This window comes from Pseudomonas xantholysinigenes (assembly GCF_014268885.2).
Taxonomy (GTDB): Bacteria; Pseudomonadota; Gammaproteobacteria; order Pseudomonadales; family Pseudomonadaceae; genus Aquipseudomonas; species Aquipseudomonas xantholysinigenes.
In genome coordinates this window covers 4,036,956-4,058,768 of record NZ_CP077095.1, presented here as the reverse complement: position 1 = coordinate 4,058,768, position 21,813 = coordinate 4,036,956, and the positions used below count along the sequence as shown (strand labels likewise).

Below are 21,813 nucleotides of genomic sequence, written 5' to 3'. Positions count from 1 at the left end.
GCCTGATTTCCCCTCCAAGGAGTGTTGCATGACCTTTTCCTTCCTCGCCAAGGCGGGTGTCCTGCTGGTGTTCATCTCCAGCGTGCTGTTCGTGCACCTGCGCGGCAAGGCGCGTTTGCCGGTGCTGCGTCAGTTCGTCAACCATTCGGCGCTGTTCGCCCCCTACAACGCCCTGATGTACCTGTTTTCCGGCGTGCCCTCCAAGCCCTACCTGGACCGCCAGCGCTTCCCTGAGCTGGATGTGCTCAAGGACAACTGGCAGGTGATTCGCGAGGAGGCCATGCGCCTGTTCGACGAGGGTTACATCCGCGCGGCGGAAAAAGACAACGATGCCGGCTTCGGTTCGTTCTTCAAGAAGGGCTGGAAGCGTTTCTACCTGAAGTGGTACGACAAGCCGCTGCCGTCGGCCGAAATGCTCTGCCCGAAGACCGTCGAACTGGTCAGCAGCATCCCCAACGTCAAGGGCGCGATGTTCGCCCTGCTGCCCGGCGGCAGCCACCTCAACCCGCACCGTGACCCGTTCGCCGGTTCCCTGCGCTATCACCTGGGCCTGACCACGCCGAACTCGGACAACTGCCGCATCTACGTCGACGGCCAGCCCTACGCCTGGCGTGACGGCGAGGACGTGATGTTCGACGAGACCTACGTGCACTGGGTCAAGAACGAGACCGACGTTACCCGGGTGATCCTGTTCTGCGACGTCGAGCGCCCGCTCAACAGCCCGTTGATGACCCGCATCAACCGCAAGGTCAGCGCCTTCCTCGGCCGCGCCACCGCGCCGCAGAACACTGACGACGAGCGCGTTGGCGGGATCAACCAGGCCTATGCCTGGAGCAAGCGCTTCAGCAATGTCATCAGCACCCGGGTCAAGCAGTTCAAGCGCGCCAACCCCAAGGCCTACCGCATCTTGCGGCCAGTGCTGGCGGTGGTGGTGGCCTACGCGCTGTATCGCTGGCTGTTCTGATCGGGGCAGGCATCTTCCCGGGCAGGTCCAGCCTTTTCGCGGGTAAACCCACCCCCACAAGTACTCCATGGCAGCTAATCCAGCGAGATACTTGTGGGAGTGGGTTTACCCGCGAAGAATCCACCGCTATAGTCCAGTCCATTGACTTTCCAGAAGACCTGTTCATGCCCGTCATCCCTTCCACCACCGCCTACGTTCTCGCGCCTGTCGCGGGCGTTGTCGTGCGTGGCAGCCAGCAGCCGGCCATGATCAGTCACTATCCACCACCTGTCAGTGGCGTGGTAGGCGGCGTAGCTGCGCCCCCTCGCGCAGTCGTGGTGCTGGGCTGATCGGCCGCTGGCCGCATCCCCACCGCACGCGCAACGCACTGAACACGGTCGGCTATCCCTGATGACGCGATAGTTCCGCCCGTACGGCTTTCCTTGCCCATACAGGTGGCAATACATGTCTGTCCTTTCCAAAGCATCCGTGGCCTCGGCGGCCACTACCAGCCTGTTCGTCCTGCTGTGGAGCAGCGGGGCGATCGTCTCCAAGCTCGGCCTGGCCCAGGCCAGCCCCTTCGCCTTCCTCCTGCTGCGTTCAGCGCTGGCCCTGGCCGGCCTGCTGCTGATCGGCCCACTGCTCGGACTGCGCTGGCCGCGCAGCCGCAGCGGCATCCTGCGTGCCCTGGGCACGGGTTGCGTGCTGCTGGGCGCTTACCAGATCTTCTACTTGCTGGCGTTGAACACCCATGTCACGCCCGGGGTCATGGCCACGGTCATGGGAGTGCAACCGATCCTCACCGTGGTGCTGATGGAGCGTCAACGCTCCTGGAGTCGGCTGTTCGGCCTGGGGCTCGGGCTGGGCGGGTTGGTGATGGTGGTCTACCAGGGCATCAATCTGGGCGGGGTGTCCCTGGCCGGGATGCTGTTCGCCCTGCTGGCGCTGGCCAGCATGACCTGCGGCTCGATCCTGCAGAAGCGCATCACCGACAACCCGATGGGGACCTTGCCGTTGCAGTACCTCGCGGGTTTTGCCCTGTGCGCGGTGTTCGCACCGTTCCAGCCGCTGCATGTCGAGTGGAGCGTGAGCTTCCTCGGCGCCTTGCTGTGGATGGGCTTGGTGGTCTCGCTGCTCGCCACGCTGCTGCTGTATCGGCTGATCGCCCGGGGCAACCTGGTCAATGTCACCAGCCTGTTCTACCTGGTGCCGGCGGTGACCGCGGTGATGGACTTCATCATCTTCGGCAATCGCCTGGCGCCGCTGAGCCTGCTGGGGATGGGGCTGATCGTGGTCGGGTTGCTGTTCGTGTTCCGCAAGCCGGCGTTGCGCACGGCTGAGGCTTGAGGTGAATCGGTGGGAGCGGGCAACCCCGCTCCCACGTCACGATCGTGCCGGGCGCAGCACCAGCCACAGCGCCGCGCCGATCAACACCCCGCCATACAAGTGGGCCATCGACAGTGGCTCATCCAGCAGCCACGCACCCCACAGCACGCCAAACACCGGAATCAGGAACGTCACGGTGCTGGCTTTCACCGGCCCGATCTCGTTCAGCAGGCGGAAGTACAGGATGTAGGCGAACGCCGTGCACAGCAGACCCAGCCCGAGCAACGACAGCCATACCTGCCAGCCACCCCAGCTGGCCGGCGGTTGGCTCAGCGCACTCCAGGCGAACAGCGGGCTCAACAGTAGGGTGGCGCCGAGCATGCTGCCCAGGGCCGAGAGGCGGCTGTCCAGGGTGCCGACCCAGCGCCGCGCCAGGAACCCGGCAAAGCCATAACAGGTGGTCGCCGCCAGGCAGGCCAGGGCACCTTGCACCAGGGCCATGTCCAGCGCCACCGGCCCGGCGCCGCTGAGGATACCGACGCCGAACAAGCCAAGGAAGATCCCGCAGAGCTTGGGCAGGGTCATGGCCTCGCGGAAGAACAACGCACCGATCAGCACCCCCATCAGCGGCGTGGTGGCGTTGAAGATCGCCGAGTAGCCGGCGGGCAACACCTGCGCGGCCACCGAGTAGAAGGTGGCCGGGATGCCCGAGTTGATCATGCCCAGCACCAGGCAGGCGCCGAGCTTGCCTTCGAAGTCCCAGCGCACGCGTGCGGTGGCGAGGATGGCGATCAGCCCCAGGCAGGCGATCGATACGCGGAAGAAGGCGGTCGGCACGGTGCCGAGCTCTGGGGCGATGATGCGCATGAACAGAAAGCTGGCCCCCCAGACGGCGGCAAGGGTCAGCAGGCGGGCGAGGGCGATGGGGCTCACGGGTGGTCTCCGGCGGTGGGGCAGGGGCGCGAGTCTACGTGAATGCGCAGGGCAGATTCTTGTGCTTTCTTGCTGTATGACTGCCTTGGACAGCATTGCCGGCGAACAGCTATTCCCGACCCGGCTAAGCTATTGCGGTGACCATTGCCCAGAGGCACGCGCATGACCCAATCCTGGCCCGCCGCCGAGATCGCCCGGATGATCCTCGACGGCTTCGACGATTACCGTGAGCACTTCCGGCGCATCACCCTCGGTGCCCGCGAGCGCTTCGAACAGGCGCGCTGGCAGGCTATCCAGGATGCCGCGGCGGCACGCATCAACCTCTACGAAGAGAAGGTCGCCGAGGTCAACGGCTGGCTGCGCAAGGCCTTCGACGATGCCGTGCTGCTCGATATCGAGCAATGGCCGCTGGTCAAGAACGCCTATATCCGCCTGATCGACCCGCGGCTGGACGATGAGCTGTCCGAGACTTGGTACAACTCGCTGTTCTGCAGCCTGTTCAGCCATGACCTGATCAGTGACGGTTGCATGTTCATCCACACCACCCGCCCGTCGATGCGCGGCCACGAACGCGCCGCGCAGACCCGCACCTATACGCCACACCAGGGATTGAAAGGCCTGTTGCGGGCAATCTTCGCCGATTATGCATTCAACGTGCGGTACGGCGAATTGGAAGGCGACCTTGCGCGGCTGGAGGAGCAACTGCGCGAATGCCTGCCCGACTGGGTCTGCAAGGACCCGACCCTGGCGGTGGAGCTGTTCACTTCGGTGCTCTACCGCAACAAGGGGGCGTACCTGGTGGGGCGTTTATACACTCCCGACGAGCAATGGCCGCTGGTGATCCCGCTGCTGCACCGCGAAGGCCATGGCATCGAGGCCGACGCGCTGATCACCGACGAGGCGCAGGTGTCGATCATCTTTTCCTTCACTCGCTCGTACTTCATGGTCGATGTGCCGGTGCCGGCTGAGTTCGTCAACTTCCTCAAGCGCATCCTGCCGGGCAAGCACATCGCCGAGTTGTACACCTCGATTGGCTTCTACAAGCATGGCAAGTCGGAGTTCTACCGCGCGCTGATCAACCACCTGGCCAGCAGCGACGACCGTTTCGTCATGGCCCCGGGCGTGCGTGGCATGGTCATGAGCGTGTTCACCCTGCCGGGCTTCAATACCGTGTTCAAGATCATCAAGGACCGTTTCTCGCCGTCGAAGACTGTCGACCGGGCCACGGTGATCGAAAAGTACCGGCTGGTGAAAAGTGTCGATCGTGTCGGACGCATGGCCGATACCCAGGAATTCGCTGATTTTCGCTTCCCCCGCGCCAAGTTCGACCCTGACTGCCTGGCGGAGCTGCTGGAAGTGGCGCCGTCCACCGTGGCCCTGGAGGGCGACACGGTGTTGATCCGCCACTGCTGGACCGAACGGCGCATGACCCCACTGAACCTGTACCTGGAGCAGGCCAGCGAGGCCCAGGTGCTGGAGGCGCTGGAAGACTACGGGCTGGCGATCAAGCAACTGGCGGCGGCGAATATCTTCCCCGGCGACATGCTGTTGAAGAACTTCGGTGTCACCCGCCATGGCCGGGTGGTGTTCTACGACTACGACGAAATCAGCTTTCTCACCGAGGTGAATTTCCGCCATATCCCACCGCCGCGTTACCCGGAAGACGAGATGTCTGGCGAGCCGTGGTACTCGATCGGGCCGCATGACGTGTTCCCCGAGGAGTTCCCGCCGTTTCTGTTCGCCGATATCGGCCAGCGCCGACTGTTCAGCCGGTTGCATGGCGAGCTGTACGACGCTGATTACTGGAAGGGGCTGCAACAGGCGATTGGCGCGGGCAAGGTGATCGACGTGTTTCCGTATCGGCGCAAGGAGCGTTGAGAGGGCGCTCGCGTTCGTTGGCAAGGCTGGCGCCTACGGCGACTTGAGGCATTTGAGCTCGCTGAAGTCCGCGCGCACCTTGCCCAGCCGCTGTTGCAGGAATTGTCGCTGCGCCGGGCTGCTCTGCCTCACCAGGTCCACCACCAGGCTGCGCGCCTGTTGCTCGCTGTTCTGGAACGCCAGGCGGTATTCGGGCGTCCACAGGCTTTCCTTGCGCTGCAGCAACTGCGCCAGGCGTGGCTCGAAGCTGGGCGTGGCGCGCTGGTCCATCACCAATACCAGTTGCTGCTGCCAATGGGCGCGGTTGGCGATCCACTGGCGATTCTGGTCGCCCAGCGCCTGGGACCAGCTCATTACCCGTTGCCGCTGGTCGGCATTGAGTTCGCCCAGCCAGGGCTCGAGGCGCTTGCGCATACGTTTGGCGCGGTTTTCGATCTGTTCGGGCAGTGGTGTCTCGACATAGGCTTTCTGCCGCTGCTCGATGTCCTGGTGAAACGCCCGGCGCATTTCGGCCACCTGGGCGTCGCTCATGCCTCGCAGCAGTTCGCTGGCGGAGGGGGTGATCTGTTCGGCGACCCGGCCGATGGCCTGGCGAGCCTCGGCTGTGCGCTGGCGTAGGGCGTCGTCGGTGACGGCATCGTTGGCCACCATCAGCCGTACCCGGTCCAGCCAGTCGAGGTAGCCCGGCAATTGAGTCTTGCAGTGCCAGGCCAGGTGCGCCTTGAGCCGTTCGTCGAGCAGCTGCTTCTGCTCGCGGTTCATGTCCAGGTAATCGTCCAGCGACCACGGTACCAGGCGGTCGAGGTTGCGGTAGGCCAGGTCGATGCGGCTGCAAGCGGCCAAGGCCAGGGCGAAGCCGATCAGCAGGAGCAGGGCGTGGGTCGGGCGATAGGGCATGTGCGGATCCTTGCAGGGCTGGCCAGGCGGTAGACGCAAGGGGGGCTCGGCGGTTCCGGCGAATGTACGCTCGGGCGGCCGGGCGGGTCAGGTGTTAGAATAGCCGCCTTGTCTTGAGGATCTTCGGAAATGGCTCTGCTTGGGCGTTACAACAGTTTGCAAATCGTGAAACACGTGGAGTTCGGCCTGTACCTGGACGGCGGCGCCGACGGCGAAATCCTCCTGCCGCGGCGGTACTTCCCCAAGGACGCCGAGCTGGAGCTGGATGACTGGCTCAATGTGTTCATCTACCTCGACAGCGAAGACCAGCTGATCGCCACCACCGAGAAACCGAAGATGCAGGTGGGCGAGTTCGCCAGCCTCAAGGTCAAGGACATCAACGGCGCGGGTATCTTCCTCGACTGGGGTCTGTCCAAGGACCTGCTGATGCCGTACTCGGAAGAGTCGCGGCCATTGAAGATCGGCGACTACTGCGTGGTGCACGCCTATCTGGACAAGCGCACCCGGCGCATCACCGCCACCGCCAAGCTCGACCGCTACCTGGACCGCACGCCAGTCGACTATACGGTCGGTCAGCCGGTGGAGTTGCTGGTGGCCGGCGAGACGCCGATGGGCTTCAAGGCGATCATCAACAACCGCCACTGGGGCCTGATCCACAAGAACGAAGTGTTCAAGTTCCTGCGCTCAGGGATGCACGAGAAAGGCTTCATCAAGGAAGTGCGCCACGACGGCAAGATCGCCCTGAGCCTGCAGCCGGTGGGCCAGGCATTGGCCGACAGCCTGCACGAGCAGATCATGCAGCGCCTGGAGGCCAATGGTGGGGTGCTGCCGGTATGCGACAAGAGCGACCCGGCGCTGATCAGCCAGATGTTCAACGTCAGCAAGGGCAACTTCAAGAAGGCCATCGGCGCGCTGTTCAAGCAGGGCCGGATCGTCATCCATGACGATCGCATCGAGCGGGCCTGATCAGTTCTGCACGAAGGTGCTGAAATCCAGCTGCTCGCCGCCCGGGCGGGTGTCGCGCAGCCGTGAGTCGCGATCGGCGCTCAGGGCCAGGCTGATGGTCGAGCGGCGCTTGCCAGGGTTGCGCACTTCCATTTGCTCCTGGTGAGCACGCAGGAAGTTGGTGGGCACCTTCAGGTGCTGCAGTTCGTCGGTTTCCGGGGTATGCAGCAGCAGGTTGATCCAGTCGGGCTGGCCCTTGCGCAGCAAGGCCACCGGGACTTCGAACCACCACAGGTTGCGCTTGGGGTCGAGGATGGCGAACAAGGTGTTGTCGCGGCTGAGCACCGGCCGGGCCAGCGCTTCGTTGCGCCGGGCGATGGCGGTGGGTTTGTCGAGTTTCATGCAGGTTCCTGCGGGTTGACGCCAGAAAGGCCCGATATTGTGCGGGTGGCCTGATCGCGGGGCAAGCCCGTGCCCAGGGATATCGCCAAAACATCCGCCGATTACCATTGGGCTGGCTTTATCCAAACCCATTGAAACTCTGACGAAGGGCCGAAGGTCGATCTGATGTCGGCACGATTTCCCGTGCCTTTCCCTCCAGGAGACATCCCATGAGTGGCACCAAGGACAAAGCGAAGGGCCTGGCCAACGAGGCCGTGGGCAACATCAAGCAGGGCGTCGGCAAGGTGACCGGCAACGACAAACTGCGCGCCGAAGGCAAGGCCCAGGAACTCAAGGGCGAGGCGCAGCAGGCGGTGGGCAAGGTCAAGGATGCCGTGAAGAAGCCGTGATGCTTGCCTGATTGAACTGCAGGAGCCAGCACGGCTGGTTCCTGCAGTCATCATCATGTTCCCGGGTAGCCGTTTTCCTGCATGTGCCATTGAGCCGTCACAGTTGCGGCACGGTCTATTAGACTTGTCTGCATTGCCAGGCCTGCTTATGGTCTTGGCCGACCCTCCGAGTTCAAGCGGCGAAAGGAGACGCTATGATTTTCCCCGACCTGCGCGGCCTGCCCCTGCACCGCGTGCTGGTGCGCACCGTCAAGGAGTTTCTCGACGACGAGATGTCCACCTATGCCTCCGCGCTGGCCTACCAGATGTTGTTCTCGCTGTTCCCCTTCCTGCTGTTCCTGATTGCCCTGATCGGCTTCCTGCACCTGCCGGATTTCTTTTCCTGGCTGCGCCTGCAGTCGGAACTGGTACTGCCGCCCCAGGCCCTGGAGCAGGTCAACCCGGTGATCGACCAGTTGCAGCAGTCCAAGGGCGGCCTGCTGTCGGTGGGTATCGTCATCGCCCTGTGGACCGCCTCGGCCGGCGTGCGCCTGATGATGAGCGCGATGAATGCCGCCTATGACGTGCCGGAAGGGCGCCCGGTGTGGAAACGCATCCCGTTGTCGATCATTTATACCGTTGGCGTCGCCGGCATGCTGTTGGCCGCCGCCGCGTTGATGGTGCTCGGCCCGCAGGTGATGGAGTGGATTGCCTCGCAGGTGGGGCTGGAAGAGGCGGTGGTGGTGGTCTGGACCATCCTGCGCTGGCCGGCGATCATCATCCTGATGATGGTCGCGGTGGCGCTGATCTACTACGTGATGCCCGACGTAAAGCAGAAATTCCGCTTCATCACCCCCGGCTCGGTGCTGGCGGTGGTGGTATGGATCGTCGCTTCGCTGGGCTTTGCCTACTACGTGAAGACCTTCGCTGACTACAACGCCATGTATGGCAGCATCGGCGCGATCATCGTGCTGCTGCTGTACTTCTACATCTCCGCCGCGGTGCTGTTGCTGGGCGCGGAGATGAACGCGGTGATCGAGCATATGTCGGCCGAGGGCAAGGACCCTGGCGAAAAAACCTTCAACGAGGACAATCCGCAACAGACCGTTACCGTGCTCGGTCATGAGCACCCGGTAACTCCCGAACCCCAGACCCGCGAGCCCAACACCTGATGATCCGCGACATTCTCAAGATGGGCGATGAGCGCTTGCTGCGCATTGCCCCACCGGTACCTGAGCACATGCTCGGCAGCGCCGAGCTGCAGCAACTGATCGACGACATGTTCGAAACCATGGCCCATGTCGGTGGTGTGGGCCTGGCCGCGCCGCAGGTCGGCATCGACCTGCAAATGGTGATCTTTGGTTTCGAGCGTAGCGAGCGCTACCCGGATGCCGAGCCGGTGCCGCGGACCATCCTCCTCAACCCGGTGATCACGCCGCTGGCCATGGAGGTCGAGGACGGCTGGGAGGGGTGTCTGTCGGTGCCGGGCCTGCGCGGCGTGGTGCCGCGCTACAAGCACATCAGCTATTCGGGCATCGACCCCCAGGGCAAGCCGATCAACCGATTCGCCGACGGCTTTCACGCACGGGTGGTGCAGCACGAATGCGATCACTTGATCGGTCGCCTGTATCCCTCGCGGATCCAGGATTTCAGCAAGTTCGGCTACACCGAGGTGCTGTTCCCCGGGCTTGATATTGCCGACGACTGACCGCGGACCATTGCGATCAGCGGCTTGCTGCGCTGGTAGCGGGCCAGGCGCGAGGCCAGGGCTTCGGGCAGGTCGACGGCGGGGGTGAAGGCCAGGTTCTGGTAGAAGGGCGCCAGGTCCGGGTGGCAGAACAGCCAGGTGGCGCCGGGCGCATCTTGCAGCGCAGTGTCGACCAAGCGCGAGGCCACGCGTTGGCCCCGCCATGGCGGGGCGACGAACAGAGCCGTCAGCCACTGGCCGCCAGTGACGGGCGTCAGGTTCAGCCCAGCAATGATTTCATCCGCGCGGGCCACCCACTGCTCGCCTTCGCCGGTGGCACGCATGCGTGAGCCGTGCTGGCGGTAGAAGTGATCCAGCAGGCGGCGCTGGAGGGCGGGGAGGCGGGTGCAGTTCATGGGGCGTTGGGATACCTGTCCTGGTGGGCCGCGCTTTGTCGCAGATTGTTGCAAATCCGACAAGGGTGAATGTCCGAGTTCGGGGTTCAACTATTGCGATCGGGGAGTAAAATTTCCCACATCCCCCCAGCAGTACGATAAAGCGGGATCGGTACTTCGTGTCATCTTCGCAGTCGATGACAACTTCTCCGCGCCATTGACGGCTTCAGAAGTCACGCGATCAGCTTGATAGCCATCAAGGTCAACACCCATGAAAGCCCTACTGATTCTTGCATTGGTCGGTATGTCCTCGTTCGCCCTCGCCGATGAGGCCAAGACCGCCTCCAGCCAACCTGCGGTCGAGCAGTACGACTACTCCACCAACCTCGACATCAAGCGTGTCATCAGCCTGTCGACCATCCCCAACGTTTGCGACGTGGTGCCTGCCACCATGACCTACGAGGACCACCAGGGCCAAGTGCATACCTTGCAGTATCGTGCGATGGGCGAGGGTTGCCGGCTCAATTGAGGCCTTGTTTTATGAGCGTTGTCCTGTGGGAGCGGCTTGCCCGCGAACACCGGCGAAGCCGCTGCCTGGCACCGCGGGGTCTGCTTCGCGGCGGTCCGCCAAGCCCGCTGCCACAGGGATAACAGCTCCCTGGGCGCCAGCGCAGCCACACAGGGCTGGGCGATCGCCTACGGTGATTGTTGTCGGCGTATCAGCTCCAGGCCCTGTTTCAGCTGGGCCCGGCTGCGCGCCGCCGAAAGGCTGACCCGCACTGCCGGCACCTTGTCGGTACCCACCGCGAACACGCTGGCCGGGACAATCTCCACCCCTTGTGTGCGGCAGCGGGCAACCAGTGTCTCGGCATCTGTCGAGGTGGCCAGCCAGGCATGGGGTGATGGCATGCCTTCGACTGCTAGCGCATCGCCCAGGATAGTCCGCGCCAGGCGCCAACGTTCGGCCAGTTCCTCCCGCTGCCAGGCCAGGCGCCGGGCTGCGCTGCCGTCGGCGATCCACTGGCAGGCGATACGCAGGTTCAGCGGCGATACCGACCAGTGGGTGGCCTGGGCATGGGGGTCGATCTGTTCCAACAGCGCTGGCCTGGCGACGATCCAGCCCAGGCGCAGGCCGGCGGCCACGGTCTTGGACAAGCTGCTGATCAGCACGCCCCGGCCTTCGAGCAAGGGGTAGAGCGGCGGCCGGTCGGTCAAGGCGCCATAGACGTCATCCTCGATGACCAGCAGTTGGTGACGCTTGGCGACTTGCGCCAGCGCCTGGCGCCGGGCCTCGTCCATGCAGGCCCCGGTCGGGTTGTGCAAGGTTGGGGTGGTCACCAGCACGCGCGCGCCACTGGCACGGGCGACACGGTCCAGTTCGTCCGGGCGCAGGCCTTGTTCATCCAGGGCTACAGCGTGCACCGGCAGGCGCAGTTGGCGGCAGGCGGCCTTGATGCCTGGGGCGGTCAGAGCCTCGACCAGCACCGCTTCGCCCGCCTGGCACAACGACTGCAACACCAGGATCAGGGCCTGTTGCGCGCCACCGCAGAGCAGCAGATTCTCTGGCGCAAGGTCCAGGCCGCGGTTGGCCAGCCAGCGGGCTCCCTGAATCCGCCCCAGCAGCAGTTGCTCGGGGTCCAGGTAATGGTCGAGCAACGTGACTTCATCCTGTTCGAGCAGGCTGCGCAGGCTGTGTTCGAGGTCGCGGTTATGTGGGTCGGCTACGGGGACGTTGGTCGACAGGTCGATCACCTGCTGGCAACGGTCTGGCTGCTTGAGGCGGAACAGCGTCGCCTCCTTGCTGCCCGCCAGCACGTAGGTGCCGCGCCCGACCTCGCCGGCTACCAAATGCCGCGCGGCCGCCTCGCGGTAGGCTTGCTGCGTGGTGCTCGGGTTCAGGCCCAGGGCCCAGGCCAGGCGTCGCTGTGGCGGCAGGCGCTCGCCAATCTTCAGTTCACCCTGCTCGATGGCGGCGGCAATGGCATCGACCAGCGCCAGGTAGCGCGGTTGCTGGTTGTCCGGCAGGGTGGGAAGCCACACGAAATTGTCGCCCATGCAATATAAGTTTGGACCCATACAATGCCCGGCCCTTAGGATCGGTTCAACCCACTACCGATAAGGAAGCCCGCCATGTTCGACCTGGCCGCCCTGCGCGAAGCCGCCGCCTTCGTTCACCAGCATGTTCCGCCGACCCCGCAACACGCCTGGCCGTTGCTGGCCGAGCGGGTGGGGTGCACGGTGTGGGTCAAGCACGAGAACCATGCCCCCACCGGTGCGTTCAAGGTGCGCGGTGGGCTGGTCTATGTGCGCTCGCTGCTGGCCAGTGGCCGGGTACCCCGTGGGCTGGTCACCGCCACCCGTGGCAACCATGGCCAGAGCATGGCCCTGGCGGCGCGCCAGGCCGGCTTGCCGCTGGTGATCGTGGTGCCCGAAGGCAACTCGCGGGAGAAGAACGCCGCCATGCGCGCCCTGGGGGCCGAACTGGTGGAGCATGGCGTGGACTTCGACGTTGCCCGTGAAGAGGCCGCGCGGCTGGCCGAGGCGCGCGGCTATGCGATGGTACCGTCGTTCCATCCGGAACTGGTGCGTGGCGTGGCCACCTATGCCCTGGAGCTGTTCGAGGCGGTCACCGACCTGGATTGCGTGTACGTGCCGATCGGCATGGGCTCGGGCATCTGTGGGCTGATCCAGGCGCGCAACCTGCTGGGGCTGTCCACCGAAATCGTCGGTGTGGTCTCCAGTGCCGCCGACGCCTATGCCCGCAGCTTCGAGCAGGGGCGTATCGTCACCACCGCCAGCGCCGACACCTTCGCCGACGGCATGGCCTGTCGCGTGCCGCATCCGCAGGCGTTTGCCCTGGTGCGCGAACACGCGGCGCGTATCGTGCGGGTGGATGACCAGGAGATTGCCGAGGCCATGCGCCTGTATCACGAAACCACCCACAACACTGCCGAGGGGGCAGGTGCGGCGGCCCTGGCCGCGTTGCTGCAGGAGCGCGAACGGCAAGCCGGCAGGCGGGTCGCGGTGGTGCTCAGCGGCGCCAACATCGATCGCGAACGTTATGCGCAGGTGCTGGCGGGGTGAAAAATCCTGAATGAATGTCGCGAGGGAAGGTGCTATCTTTATTTGATAGCATTTTCCGATGAACACTCGATATCGCAAGATTCTGGACATTCTATTCAGGACACCAACCACGACTTCGCTGGCGTTTGCCGAAATCGAGGCGCTGGTGCTGCACCTTGGCGGCCAGGTCGTCGAACGTCAGGGTTCGAGGGTCAAGATCCTGTTGGCTGGGCAGTGCTGGCGCTGCCATCGTCCTCACCCTGGCAAGGAGGCCAGGCGATATCAGATAGAAGAAGCCCGCGAGTTCCTGTTGCGGGCGGGAGTCCGACCATGAGTTGCATGCGCTACAAAGGCTATGCGGCGCGTATCGAGTACGACGCGCGCGACGATATCTTCGTGGGCCGCGTGCTGGGCCTGCGGGACATCATCAGTTTTCACGCCAGTGCCGTGCCCGAGTTGCATGAGGCGTTTCGCGAGGCGCTGGATGATTACCTGGCTGACTGTGCCGAGCAGGGCATCACGCCTGAGAAGCCGGCCTCGGGCAAGGTGATGCTGCGCATCCGTCCCGAGGTACACGCCGCGGCCAGCATTGCCGCCCGCGCCGCGGGCAAGAGCCTCAATCAATGGGCCGACGAGGTCTTCGAGCAGGCGGCGATGGTCTGAGCCGTGGATTGCCGCTGTACCGCCAGGCTGCATTCGGGTTCAATCCGCTGACTCTTGTTCGCAGCCGAGCCACCCATGCCCTTTTCCAACGGATTTCTTCTCAGCCTGTCCCTGTGCCTGGACATCGGCATCGCCAACATCGCCATGATCACCCTGGCCATGCAACGGGGCTTCCTGCAAGGATTCTGGCTGGGGCTTGGCACCTGTGTCGGCGACCTGATCTATGCCATCGCGGCGCTGGCGGGCATGACCGTGTTGCTGCAGTTCGAGAGCGTGCGCTGGACATTGTGGCTCGGTGGCTCGGCACTGTTGGTGTGGTTCGCGTTGAAGATGTTGCTGGCCGCCTGGCGTGGCGGGCACCTGGAGGCGCGGGGCGAGGTGGTGGTCGAGTCGGGCTGGCGCGAGTTCCTGCGCGGCATCTTCCTGGCCATGTCGTCACCCAGTGCGATCCTCTGGTTTGCCGCGGTGGGTGGCGTGTTGATTTCCAGGTCCGGTGCCGGTAGCGCGCTTGATGCTGGCCTGTTTCTCGGCGGCTTCTTTGCCGCGGGGCTGTTCTGGTGCGCCTCGTTGTGCGGTATCGCCAGCCATGGCGGGCGGCTGCTGGGTGATCGCCTGCTGACCTGGTCATACCTGCTGTCGGCGGCGATTTTCTGCTATTTCGCTGGGTATGTGATTTTGTCGGGGTACCGCGAGTTCATCCAGGCCGTGCCTGCCTGAGGTAGTTTTTTCAGGTGGGTTGTCGATTGACGATCTTGCCGTTCGACCAGTGTTGAAGGTGCCAGCATGTGCTCGGCGCCAAGCAGGCAAGCCCTGGGAGAACGCACCGATGAATGCTGCAGCTGAAACCGAGATCCGCCAACTGATCGAGCAATGGATGCAGGCCGTGCGCGAGCGTGACATCGAGCGCATTGTCCAACCCTACGCTGACGACATCCTGGCCTTCGATGCCATCCAGGCCCTGCAATTCAAAGGCAAGGCCGCCTACCGCGCGCATTGGGAAATGTGCATGGGCTATTGCACCGGGCCGATGGTGTTCGAACTGGCGCAACTGACCGTGCATGCCGACGGTGACCTGGGCCTGGCCCACTGGCTCAACCGCTGCGGCCCGTCCGACGATGAAAGCCAGTGCGGCTTCATGCGTGCCACCGTCGCCTACCGGCGCAGCGGCGGTCAATGGCAGGTGATCCATGAACATTGGTCGGCGCCGATCGACATGGAAACGCAGAAGGCCCTGTTCAACCTCAAGCCTTGATACCGCCCATCGCCTATCACCCGCCCGACCTGCTGGAGACGATCATGAAATACCTGTGCCTGGTCTATTGTGACGAAACGCTGCTGCACAGCTTGCCCGACAGCCCTGAAGACGCCGAGTGCATGGCCTACGCCGAATCCATCCAGGGCAGCGGGCGCATGCTGGCGGCCGAGGCGCTCAAGCCGGTGCAGACCGCGACCACGGTGCGCGTGCGAGGTGGGCAGATGAGCCTGACCGACGGCCCGTTTGCCGAAACCAAGGAGCAGCTGGCCGGCTTCTACCTGGTCGATGCCCGGGATCTCAACGAGGCGCTGAATATCGCCAAGGGCATCCCGGCAGCGCGGGTTGGCAGCGTCGAGGTCCGGCCTGTGCGTGAACTGCAACCCTGAATGGGAGCGAGGACAACCCGCATGACGCAGCAGGGAATGCCCATCCGATGACCACGGAAATGCTTGTGCGTCAGGAGGTCGAGGCGGTCTACCGGCGCGACTCCCGGCGCATCCTCGCGACCCTGATTCGCCTGCTGGGGGACTTCGACCTGGCCGAGGAGGCCATGCACGATGCCTTCTTCATCGCCGTCGAGCGTTGGCAACGCGATGGCATCCCGGATAATCCACGGGCCTGGCTGGTCTCCGCCGGCCGTTTCAAGGCCATCGACGGCTTGCGTCGGCGGGCGCGTTTCGATCGCTCCCAGGCAGACCTGATCATGTTGCTCGAGGGCGAGGCGAGTGACCCGAGTGAACAGGCGTTGCTGGCCGACGACCGCCTGCGGTTGATCTTCACCTGCTGTCACCCGGCGCTGGCCGCCGATGCCCAGGTGCCGCTGACCCTGCGCGAGGTGTGCGACTTGACCACCGAGCAGATCGCCCACGCCTTCCTGCAGAGCCCGGCAACCATTGCCCAGCGCATCGTGCGGGCCAAGGCCAAGATCCGTGATGCGAAGATTCCGTACCAGGTGCCGGAGCTGGCCGAACTCCCGCAGCGCCTGGAAAGTGTGCTGCGGGTGATCTACCTGGTGTTCAACGAAGGCTACTCGGCGTCCTCGGGTGAGCATGTGACCACCCGTGAACTGATGGACGAGGCCATTCGCCTGGGCCGGCTCGTGGCGCAACTGCTGCCCGATGCCGAAGTGCTCGGGCTGTTGGCGCTGATGCTGTTGCAAGCTTCGCGGCAACAGGCGCGCAGCGATGCCAGCGGTGAACTGGTGCTGCTTGACGAACAGGACCGCAGCTTGTGGGACCGCGCGCAGATCGACGAAGGTTGCCAGTTGGTGCAACAGGCGCTGCGCAGCCGCCAATTTGGCCCCTACAGCGTGCAGGCAGCGATTGCCGCGGTGCATGCCGAGGCGCCCAGTGCCGAGGCGACCGATTGGCATGAGATTGTCGGTTTGTATGATGTGCTGCAGCGGCACTGGCCGTCGCCTGTGGTGGCGCTGAACCGGGCGGCGGCGTTGGCCAGGCGCGATGGCGCGCAGGTGGGGTTGCAGGCGGTCGAGGCGATCCTCGCAGCGGGTGAGCTGGGCGATTATCACCTGGCCCATGCCGCGCGGGCCGAGCTGCATTGGCAACTGGGCAACCTCGAGCAAGCCCGCGAAGCCTGGCGACAGGCCCTGGCGCTGACTCGCCAGGGGCCGGAGCGCCGGCATATCGAGCGGCGCTTGCGCGAGCTGGGCTGAACGTTTGAATGCATCGCGGGTTTGCCCCGCGATGGGGTCGGTCAGCTGGCGACGAAATTCGGCGGGCTCACCAGCTCGACGGTCTGCAGCTTGCGTGGCGCGAGGATCTCGGCTTCGCCAGCGACCACCAGCTCGTCGTTCTGGTTGTACACGTTGGTGGCGATGCGTACCTTGAACTTGGGCAGTTTCTCGAGGATTTCCAGGCGCACGGTCAGGGTGTCGCCGATCTTCACCGGCTTCTGGAAGCTCATCTGCTGGCCCAGGTAGATGGTGCCGGGGCCCGGCAGGGTGCAGGCTACCGCGGCGCTGATCAGCGCGCCGCTGAACATGCCGTGGGCAATACGCTCCTTGAACATGCTCTTGGCGGCGAACTCGGCATCCAGGTGCACCGGGTTGTGGTCACCGGACATGGCGGCGAACAACTGGATGTCGCGTTCTGCCACGGACTTCTGGTATTCAGCTTTCTGGCCGACTTCGAGCGCTTCGTAAGGGGTATTGCTGACCTGGGTCATCAGGGGCTTCCTTGTGGGGCGGGCGAGGGCGCCTATCATTCGCTGCGGGCAGGGCGGCCAAGGGCCAGCGCCTGCTCCAGCCAGCCGATGATGTCGGCGGTGACCTCGTCGCGATGGGTTTCGTTGAGCACTTCGTGCCGTGCACCGGGGTAAAGGCGCAACTGTACATGACGGTTGCCGGTCGCGCGCAGGGCGTCGGCCAGATCGGTGAGACGCTTGCCGGCACTCACCGGATCACATTCACCGCCAATTACCAGCAACGGCAGGTTCGGATCGATCTGCGCCAGGTGCCGGGGTTGGCTGATTTGCGCCAGGCCCTGGAGCAGGTCGAGCCACAATTGGTTGCTGCAGCGAAAGCCACACAGCGGATCGGCGATGTACTTGTCCACCTCGGCGGCATCGCGGCTGAGCCAGTCGAATGCGGTACGGTTGGGCTTGAACGCCTTGTTGAACGAGCCGAACGACAGCCAGTCGATCAGCGCGCTCTTGCCCAGGGGCCCCTGGCGCCAGGCTTCGAGCCGGGCGATCAGGCGCGCCGTGCGGTACAGCACGGCGGGCTGGAAGTTGGAGCCGCTGAGTATCGCCCCTTGCAGGCTGGCGCTGTGGTGCAGCAGGTAGGCCTGGGCGATGTAGCTGCCCATGCTGTGGCCGAACAGGAACAACGGCGTGCCGGGAAACTGCTGGCCGATGTGCTGGGCCAGCAGGCCCAGGTCATTGACTACGGCATTCCAGCCATTGTGCCGGGCGAACAAGCCCAGGCTGCCCAGCTCGGCGGTGCGGCCATGGCCGCGCAGGTCGGGGGCGAACAGGGCGAATCCGGCGGTGTTGAGCGCATGGCCCAGGCGCTGGTAGCGCCCGGCGTGCTCGGCCATGCCATGGGCCAGCAGCACCACGGCCTTGACCGGCGTGGCCGGCAGCCATTGGTGCACGTACAGGCTGCAGTGCTCGCTGGCGGGCAGCCAGAAGGCGTCATGGGGCATGGCGGGTCCTTGCGCGCTGGGGTTGCCAACAGTGTATGCGCAAAGCGGGCAATTGCAGGAAGGGCAGAAAAGAGATTCACAATGTTAATGGCGGCACTTGGCGTATTTGCCACCTCCGGCATTACTGCTAACGTCGGCTGAACGCCTTTTCGCCATCAGGCGATCAGGTCAGGGACGGTCCCGGCAGAGGAACAACAATAAATGCAAGCCGATTTCTGGAATGACAAGCGCCCGGCGGGCGTGCCTTCCACCATTGACATGAATGCATACAGGTCCGTCGTCGACGTCTTCGAGCGCTCCTGCAAGCGCTTTGCCGATCGCCCGGCGTTCAGCAACCTGGGCGTGACCCTCAGCTACGCTGAGCTGGATCGCCATTCGGCAGCCTTCGCCGCCTGGTTGCAGCAGCACACCGATCTGCAACCGGGTGATCGCATCGCGGTGCAGATGCCCAATGTCCTGCAATACCCCATCGCGGTGTTCGGTGCCATGCGCGCCGGCTTGGTGGTGGTCAACACCAACCCGCTGTACACCGAGCGCGAGATGCGCCACCAATTCAAGGATTCCGGTGCCCGTGCGCTGGTGTTCCTCAACATGTTCGGCAAGCGTGTGCAGGAGGTGTTGCCGGACACCGGCATCGAATACCTGATCGAAGCGAAGATGGGCGATCTGTTGCCGGCGGCCAAGGGCTGGCTGGTGAATACCGTGGTCGACAAGCTGAAGAAGATGGTGCCCGCCTATCAGTTGCCCCAGGCCGTGTCGTTCAAGCAGGTGCTGCGCCAGGGGCGCGGGCTGCTGCACACGCCGGTACCACAGATGCACGATGACGTCGCTGTGCTGCAGTACACCGGCGGCACCACGGGCCTGGCCAAGGGCGCCATGCTCAGCCACGGCAACCTGGTGGCCAATATGCTCCAGGTGCTGGCGTGCTTCGGCCAGCATGGCCCTGACGGCCAGCCATTGATCAAGGAAGGGCAGGAGGTGATGATCGCGCCGTTGCCGCTGTACCACATCTATGCCTTCACCGCGAACTGCATGTGCATGATGGTCACCGGCAACCACAACGTGCTTATCACCAACCCGAGGGATATTCCAGGTTTCATCAAGGAACTGGGCAAGTGGCGCTTCTCGGCGCTGCTGGGGTTGAACACGTTGTTCGTCGCGCTGATGGACCACCCAGGCTTCAAGGCGCTGGACTTCTCGGCGCTCAAGGTCACCAACTCCGGTGGCACCGCGTTGGTCAAGGCCACCGCCGAGCGCTGGGAAGCGCTCACGGGCTGTCGCATCGTCGAAGGCTACGGACTTACCGAAACGTCACCGGTGGCCAGCACCAACCCCTACGGGCAGTTGGCGCGCCTGGGCACGGTGGGCATCCCGGTACCGGGTACCGCGTTCAAGGTGATCGACGACGAGGGCAACGAGCAGCCCGTGGGCGAACGCGGTGAACTGTGCATCCAAGGGCCGCAGGTGATGAAGGGCTATTGGCGCCAGCCCGAGGCCACGGCCCAGGCGCTGGACGCCGAGGGCTGGTTCAAGACCGGCGATATCGCGGTGATCGACCCGGATGGCTTTACCCGGATCGTCGACCGCAAGAAGGACATGATCATCGTCTCGGGTTTCAATGTGTACCCCAACGAGATCGAGGATGTCGTGATGAGCCACCCGCAAGTGGCCAGTTGCGCGGCCATCGGTGTGCCCGACGAGCGTTCCGGCGAGGCGGTGAAGCTGTTCGTGGTACCGCGTGCGGGCGGGGTCAGCGTCGATGAGCTCAAGGCCTTCTGCAAGGCCAACTTCACCGGCTACAAGGTGCCCAAGCACATCGTGCTGCGTGAGTCGTTGCCGATGACGCCGGTGGGCAAGATCCTCAGGCGTGAGCTACGGGACATCGCCTGACTGCATGCCATGGGGGCGGCGCGACGCCGCGCCCATGGCTGAATAAGGACAGCTCTAGCACAGGGTTTTCAGCTGGATTCGCGACATTTTGTACAAATACTCTAAAAATGACCTGTATTCTTCTTTGAGTCATTTTTGTGACCGTGTGGGCCGCTTTGGCCTCTAGGCGACCCCTGGCAAAGCTGTTACTCTCGGCGCGCTTTCAGATGATCCGGTTTGCAATGAACCGTCATCCCATATCAATAATAAGCGCATCGACGCGTACCGAATTCGCTGTTGCTGAAGGAGCGGGCTTCCATGATCGAACATTTTTGGAAGGATAAGTACCCAGCCGGAATTACGGCGGAAATCAATCCTGACGAATTCCCCAATATCCAGGCGGTGCTCAAGCAATCCTGCCAACGCTTTGCCGACAAACCGGCCTTTAGCAACCTGGGCAAGACCATCACCTACGGCGAGCTGTATGCCTTGTCCGGCGCCTTCGCCGCCTGGCTGCAACAGCACACCGACCTCAAGCCTGGCGATCGCATCGCCGTGCAACTGCCCAACGTCCTGCAATACCCGGTCGCGGTGTTCGGCGCCATGCGTGCCGGGCTGATCGTGGTCAACACCAACCCGCTGTACACCGCCCGCGAGCTTGAGCATCAGTTCAACGACTCCGGGGCCAAGGCCCTGGTATGCCTGGCCAACATGGCGCACCTGGCGGAAAAGGTCGTGCCCAAGACCCAGGTCAAACACGTTATTGTCACCGAAGTGGCCGACCTGTTGCCACCGCTCAAGCGCCTGTTGATCAACAGCGTGATCAAATACGTGAAGAAAATGGTCCCGGCCTACAACCTGCCGGGTGCCGTGCGCTTCAACGACGCGCTGGCGCTGGGCAAGGGCGGGGCAGTCACCGAGGCCAACCCGCAGCCCAACGACGTTGCCGTGCTGCAGTACACCGGCGGAACCACCGGGGTGGCCAAGGGCGCGATGCTGACCCACCGCAACCTGGTGGCCAACATGCTGCAGTGCCGCGCGCTGATGGGGGCGAACCTGCACGAAGGCTGCGAGATCCTCATCACCCCGTTGCCGCTGTACCACATCTACGCGTTCACCTTCCATTGCATGGCCATGATGCTGATCGGCAACCACAACGTGCTGATCAGCAACCCGCGCGACCTGCCGGCCATGGTCAAGGAGCTGGGCAAGTGGAAGTTCAGCGGCTTCGTCGGCCTGAACACCTTGTTCGTGGCGCTGTGCAACAACGAAGCGTTCCGCAACCTCGACTTCTCGTCGCTGAAGATCACCCTGTCCGGCGGCATGGCCCTGCAACTGAGCGTGGCCGAGCGCTGGAAGGCGGTCACCGGCTGCGCTATCTGCGAAGGCTACGGCATGACCGAAACCAGCCCGGTAGCGGCGGTGAACCCGGCCGAGGCCAACCAGGTCGGCACCATCGGCATCCCGGTGCCGTCCACCCTGTGCAAGATCATCGACGACAACGGCCAGGAACTGCCCCTGGGCGAGGTCGGTGAGCTGTGCGTGAAGGGCCCGCAGGTGATGAAGGGCTATTGGCAGCGCGATGAAGCGACCGCCGAGATCATCGACAGCGAAGGCTGGCTGAAGACCGGCGATATTGCCTTGATCCAGCCGGATGGCTACATGCGCATCGTCGATCGCAAGAAGGACATGATCCTGGTCTCGGGCTTCAACGTTTACCCCAACGAGCTCGAAGACGTACTCGCGGCCTTGCCGGGCGTGTTGCAATGCGCGGCCATCGGCATTCCGGACGAGAAGTCGGGCGAAGTGATCAAGGTGTTCATCGTGGTCAAGCCGGGCATGACCGTGACCAAGGAACAGGTGATGGAGCATATGCGCGCCAACGTCACCGGCTACAAGGTGCCCAAGGCCATCGAGTTCCGCGATGCCCTGCCGACAACCAACGTCGGCAAGATCCTGCGTCGTGAGTTGCGTGACGAAGAGTTGAAGAAGCAAGGGCTGAAGAAGATCGCTTGACCCTCTGCA

General features: G+C 63.9%; 25 protein-coding genes. 18 read left to right on the top strand and 7 right to left on the bottom strand.

Features of this window, described 5'->3' with window-relative positions; translation table 11 throughout:
* The first annotated feature begins 28 nt into the window (after positions 1–28).
* The 3 genes from HU772_RS17990 (at position 29) to HU772_RS17980 (ending at position 2,290) form a co-directional block, all read left to right on the top strand.
* Complete coding sequence (locus HU772_RS17990) at positions 29–964, top strand: aspartyl/asparaginyl beta-hydroxylase domain-containing protein (protein ID WP_186661143.1); 936 nt, start codon at positions 29–31, stop codon at positions 962–964.
* Between the two features lie 164 nt (positions 965–1,128).
* Positions 1,129–1,293, top strand: a complete 165-nt coding sequence (locus HU772_RS25015) for a hypothetical protein (protein WP_186661144.1) — start codon at positions 1,129–1,131, stop codon at positions 1,291–1,293.
* Between the two features lie 115 nt (positions 1,294–1,408).
* A complete protein-coding gene (locus tag HU772_RS17980; protein WP_186661145.1) occupies positions 1,409–2,290 on the top strand; it encodes a DMT family transporter in 882 nt (293 codons plus the stop codon).
* A 36-nt stretch (positions 2,291–2,326) separates the two neighbouring features.
* On the opposite strand, the gene HU772_RS17975 is transcribed toward HU772_RS17980, so the two are convergent.
* Positions 2,327–3,202, bottom strand: coding sequence for a DMT family transporter (locus HU772_RS17975; RefSeq protein ID WP_186661146.1), 876 nt, complete (start codon positions 3,200–3,202; stop codon positions 2,327–2,329).
* Positions 3,203–3,364: 162 nt separating this feature from the next.
* Here HU772_RS17975 and aceK point away from each other — a divergent pair, with 162 nt between their 5' ends.
* Complete coding sequence (gene aceK, locus HU772_RS17970) at positions 3,365–5,080, top strand: bifunctional isocitrate dehydrogenase kinase/phosphatase (protein ID WP_186661148.1); 1,716 nt, start codon at positions 3,365–3,367, stop codon at positions 5,078–5,080.
* Between the two features lie 33 nt (positions 5,081–5,113).
* Here the strand turns inward: aceK and HU772_RS17965 are convergent, their stop codons facing one another.
* Entirely contained in the window at positions 5,114–5,977 is an 864-nt protein-coding gene (locus HU772_RS17965) for a DUF6279 family lipoprotein (protein ID WP_186661149.1), read from the bottom strand.
* Between the two features lie 129 nt (positions 5,978–6,106).
* Here HU772_RS17965 and HU772_RS17960 point away from each other — a divergent pair, with 129 nt between their 5' ends.
* Positions 6,107–6,943 (top strand): CvfB family protein, encoded by an 837-nt coding sequence (locus HU772_RS17960; RefSeq protein ID WP_186661151.1) that lies wholly within the window; start codon positions 6,107–6,109, stop codon positions 6,941–6,943.
* On the opposite strand, the gene HU772_RS17955 is transcribed toward HU772_RS17960, so the two are convergent.
* Positions 6,944–7,324, bottom strand: a complete 381-nt coding sequence (locus HU772_RS17955) for a hypothetical protein (RefSeq protein WP_186661153.1) — start codon at positions 7,322–7,324, stop codon at positions 6,944–6,946.
* A 209-nt stretch (positions 7,325–7,533) separates the two neighbouring features.
* On the opposite strand from HU772_RS17955, the gene HU772_RS17950 reads away from it, so the two are divergent.
* The 3 genes from HU772_RS17950 to def all read left to right on the top strand — a co-directional run bounded on the left by HU772_RS17950 (position 7,534) and on the right by def (position 9,400).
* Positions 7,534–7,713, top strand: a complete 180-nt coding sequence (locus HU772_RS17950) for a CsbD family protein (protein WP_186661155.1) — start codon at positions 7,534–7,536, stop codon at positions 7,711–7,713.
* Positions 7,714–7,907: 194 nt separating this feature from the next.
* Positions 7,908–8,864 (top strand): YihY/virulence factor BrkB family protein, encoded by a 957-nt coding sequence (locus HU772_RS17945; protein ID WP_186661157.1) that lies wholly within the window; start codon positions 7,908–7,910, stop codon positions 8,862–8,864.
* On the top strand, positions 8,864–9,400 hold the full coding sequence (gene def / locus HU772_RS17940; protein ID WP_186661159.1) for a peptide deformylase: 537 nt from the start codon (positions 8,864–8,866) through the stop codon (positions 9,398–9,400). Before HU772_RS17945 ends, def begins: the two co-directional genes overlap by 1 nt.
* Here def and HU772_RS17935 read toward each other — a convergent pair.
* Entirely contained in the window at positions 9,355–9,795 is a 441-nt protein-coding gene (locus tag HU772_RS17935; protein WP_186661161.1) for a GNAT family N-acetyltransferase, read from the bottom strand. The genes def and HU772_RS17935 overlap by 46 nt on opposite strands.
* A 250-nt stretch (positions 9,796–10,045) precedes the next feature.
* On the opposite strand from HU772_RS17935, the gene HU772_RS17930 reads away from it, so the two are divergent.
* Entirely contained in the window at positions 10,046–10,303 is a 258-nt protein-coding gene (locus HU772_RS17930) for a DUF2790 domain-containing protein (RefSeq protein WP_186661163.1), read from the top strand.
* Positions 10,304–10,470: 167 nt separating this feature from the next.
* On the opposite strand, the gene HU772_RS17925 is transcribed toward HU772_RS17930, so the two are convergent.
* Positions 10,471–11,814 carry an aminotransferase-like domain-containing protein gene (locus HU772_RS17925; RefSeq protein WP_225923046.1) on the bottom strand — a complete coding sequence of 448 codons (1,344 nt, stop codon included), beginning with the start codon at positions 11,812–11,814 and terminating at the stop codon, positions 10,471–10,473.
* Between the two features lie 90 nt (positions 11,815–11,904).
* Between HU772_RS17925 and HU772_RS17920 the strand changes: the two genes are divergently transcribed.
* The 7 genes from HU772_RS17920 to HU772_RS17890 all read left to right on the top strand — a co-directional run bounded on the left by HU772_RS17920 (position 11,905) and on the right by HU772_RS17890 (position 16,427).
* Positions 11,905–12,858 carry a threonine dehydratase gene (locus HU772_RS17920; protein ID WP_186661167.1) on the top strand — a complete coding sequence of 318 codons (954 nt, stop codon included), beginning with the start codon at positions 11,905–11,907 and terminating at the stop codon, positions 12,856–12,858.
* Positions 12,859–12,916: 58 nt separating this feature from the next.
* A complete protein-coding gene (locus tag HU772_RS17915; RefSeq protein WP_186661169.1) occupies positions 12,917–13,171 on the top strand; it encodes a type II toxin-antitoxin system HicA family toxin in 255 nt (84 codons plus the stop codon).
* A complete protein-coding gene (locus tag HU772_RS17910) occupies positions 13,168–13,500 on the top strand; it encodes a type II toxin-antitoxin system HicB family antitoxin (RefSeq protein ID WP_186661171.1) in 333 nt (110 codons plus the stop codon). The genes HU772_RS17915 and HU772_RS17910 overlap by 4 nt, the downstream gene beginning before the upstream one ends.
* 75 nt (positions 13,501–13,575) lie before the next feature.
* Positions 13,576–14,217, top strand: a complete 642-nt coding sequence (locus HU772_RS17905; protein ID WP_186661173.1) for a LysE family translocator — start codon at positions 13,576–13,578, stop codon at positions 14,215–14,217.
* A 109-nt stretch (positions 14,218–14,326) separates the two neighbouring features.
* Positions 14,327–14,752, top strand: coding sequence for a YybH family protein (locus HU772_RS17900; protein WP_186661174.1), 426 nt, complete (start codon positions 14,327–14,329; stop codon positions 14,750–14,752).
* 44 nt (positions 14,753–14,796) lie between these two features.
* Positions 14,797–15,141 (top strand): YciI family protein, encoded by a 345-nt coding sequence (locus HU772_RS17895; RefSeq protein WP_186661175.1) that lies wholly within the window; start codon positions 14,797–14,799, stop codon positions 15,139–15,141.
* A gap of 59 nt (positions 15,142–15,200) precedes the next feature.
* Positions 15,201–16,427: an RNA polymerase sigma factor gene (locus HU772_RS17890; protein WP_225923044.1), complete on the top strand. Its 1,227-nt coding sequence runs from the start codon at positions 15,201–15,203 to the stop codon at positions 16,425–16,427.
* 41 nt (positions 16,428–16,468) lie between these two features.
* Here HU772_RS17890 and HU772_RS17885 read toward each other — a convergent pair whose 3' ends face one another.
* Together HU772_RS17885 and HU772_RS17880 are read right to left on the bottom strand one after the other, a co-directional pair.
* Positions 16,469–16,939, bottom strand: coding sequence for a MaoC family dehydratase (locus tag HU772_RS17885; RefSeq protein WP_186661187.1), 471 nt, complete (start codon positions 16,937–16,939; stop codon positions 16,469–16,471).
* Between the two features lie 35 nt (positions 16,940–16,974).
* On the bottom strand, positions 16,975–17,919 hold the full coding sequence (locus tag HU772_RS17880; RefSeq protein ID WP_186661189.1) for an alpha/beta hydrolase: 945 nt from the start codon (positions 17,917–17,919) through the stop codon (positions 16,975–16,977).
* A 201-nt stretch (positions 17,920–18,120) separates the two neighbouring features.
* Between HU772_RS17880 and fadD2 the strand changes: the two genes are divergently transcribed.
* Positions 18,121–19,809 (top strand): long-chain-fatty-acid--CoA ligase FadD2, encoded by a 1,689-nt coding sequence (gene fadD2 / locus HU772_RS17875; RefSeq protein ID WP_186661191.1) that lies wholly within the window; start codon positions 18,121–18,123, stop codon positions 19,807–19,809.
* 297 nt (positions 19,810–20,106) lie between these two features.
* Positions 20,107–21,804, top strand: coding sequence for a long-chain-fatty-acid--CoA ligase FadD1 (gene fadD1, locus HU772_RS17870; RefSeq protein WP_186661193.1), 1,698 nt, complete (start codon positions 20,107–20,109; stop codon positions 21,802–21,804).
* Positions 21,805–21,813: the final 9 nt, after the last annotated feature.

Excerpts from the sequence above, each read along its gene's own strand:
- HU772_RS17960 (WP_186661151.1), top strand. The coding sequence starts at position 6,107 with ATGGCTCTGCTTGGGCGTTACAACAGTTTGCAAATCGTGAAACACGTG.
- fadD2 (WP_186661191.1), top strand. The coding sequence starts at position 18,121 with ATGCAAGCCGATTTCTGGAATGACAAGCGCCCGGCGGGCGTGCCTTCC.
- fadD1 (WP_186661193.1), top strand. The coding sequence starts at position 20,107 with ATGATCGAACATTTTTGGAAGGATAAGTACCCAGCCGGAATTACGGCG.
- HU772_RS17990 (WP_186661143.1), top strand. The coding sequence starts at position 29 with ATGACCTTTTCCTTCCTCGCCAAGGCGGGTGTCCTGCTGGTGTTCATC.
- HU772_RS17935 (WP_186661161.1), bottom strand. The coding sequence starts at position 9,795 with ATGAACTGCACCCGCCTCCCCGCCCTCCAGCGCCGCCTGCTGGATCAC.
- HU772_RS17905 (WP_186661173.1), top strand. The coding sequence starts at position 13,576 with ATGCCCTTTTCCAACGGATTTCTTCTCAGCCTGTCCCTGTGCCTGGAC.
- HU772_RS17910 (WP_186661171.1), top strand. The coding sequence starts at position 13,168 with ATGAGTTGCATGCGCTACAAAGGCTATGCGGCGCGTATCGAGTACGAC.
- HU772_RS17945 (WP_186661157.1), top strand. The coding sequence starts at position 7,908 with ATGATTTTCCCCGACCTGCGCGGCCTGCCCCTGCACCGCGTGCTGGTG.
- HU772_RS17955 (WP_186661153.1), bottom strand. The coding sequence starts at position 7,324 with ATGAAACTCGACAAACCCACCGCCATCGCCCGGCGCAACGAAGCGCTG.
- HU772_RS25015 (WP_186661144.1), top strand. The coding sequence starts at position 1,129 with ATGCCCGTCATCCCTTCCACCACCGCCTACGTTCTCGCGCCTGTCGCG.
- HU772_RS17885 (WP_186661187.1), bottom strand. The coding sequence starts at position 16,939 with ATGACCCAGGTCAGCAATACCCCTTACGAAGCGCTCGAAGTCGGCCAG.
- HU772_RS17890 (WP_225923044.1), top strand. The coding sequence starts at position 15,201 with ATGCTTGTGCGTCAGGAGGTCGAGGCGGTCTACCGGCGCGACTCCCGG.
- HU772_RS17895 (WP_186661175.1), top strand. The coding sequence starts at position 14,797 with ATGAAATACCTGTGCCTGGTCTATTGTGACGAAACGCTGCTGCACAGC.
- HU772_RS17950 (WP_186661155.1), top strand. The coding sequence starts at position 7,534 with ATGAGTGGCACCAAGGACAAAGCGAAGGGCCTGGCCAACGAGGCCGTG.
- HU772_RS17920 (WP_186661167.1), top strand. The coding sequence starts at position 11,905 with ATGTTCGACCTGGCCGCCCTGCGCGAAGCCGCCGCCTTCGTTCACCAG.
- HU772_RS17880 (WP_186661189.1), bottom strand. The coding sequence starts at position 17,919 with ATGCCCCATGACGCCTTCTGGCTGCCCGCCAGCGAGCACTGCAGCCTG.
- HU772_RS17930 (WP_186661163.1), top strand. The coding sequence starts at position 10,046 with ATGAAAGCCCTACTGATTCTTGCATTGGTCGGTATGTCCTCGTTCGCC.
- def (WP_186661159.1), top strand. The coding sequence starts at position 8,864 with ATGATCCGCGACATTCTCAAGATGGGCGATGAGCGCTTGCTGCGCATT.
- HU772_RS17980 (WP_186661145.1), top strand. The coding sequence starts at position 1,409 with ATGTCTGTCCTTTCCAAAGCATCCGTGGCCTCGGCGGCCACTACCAGC.
- HU772_RS17965 (WP_186661149.1), bottom strand. The coding sequence starts at position 5,977 with ATGCCCTATCGCCCGACCCACGCCCTGCTCCTGCTGATCGGCTTCGCC.
- HU772_RS17900 (WP_186661174.1), top strand. The coding sequence starts at position 14,327 with ATGAATGCTGCAGCTGAAACCGAGATCCGCCAACTGATCGAGCAATGG.
- aceK (WP_186661148.1), top strand. The coding sequence starts at position 3,365 with ATGACCCAATCCTGGCCCGCCGCCGAGATCGCCCGGATGATCCTCGAC.
- HU772_RS17915 (WP_186661169.1), top strand. The coding sequence starts at position 12,917 with ATGAACACTCGATATCGCAAGATTCTGGACATTCTATTCAGGACACCA.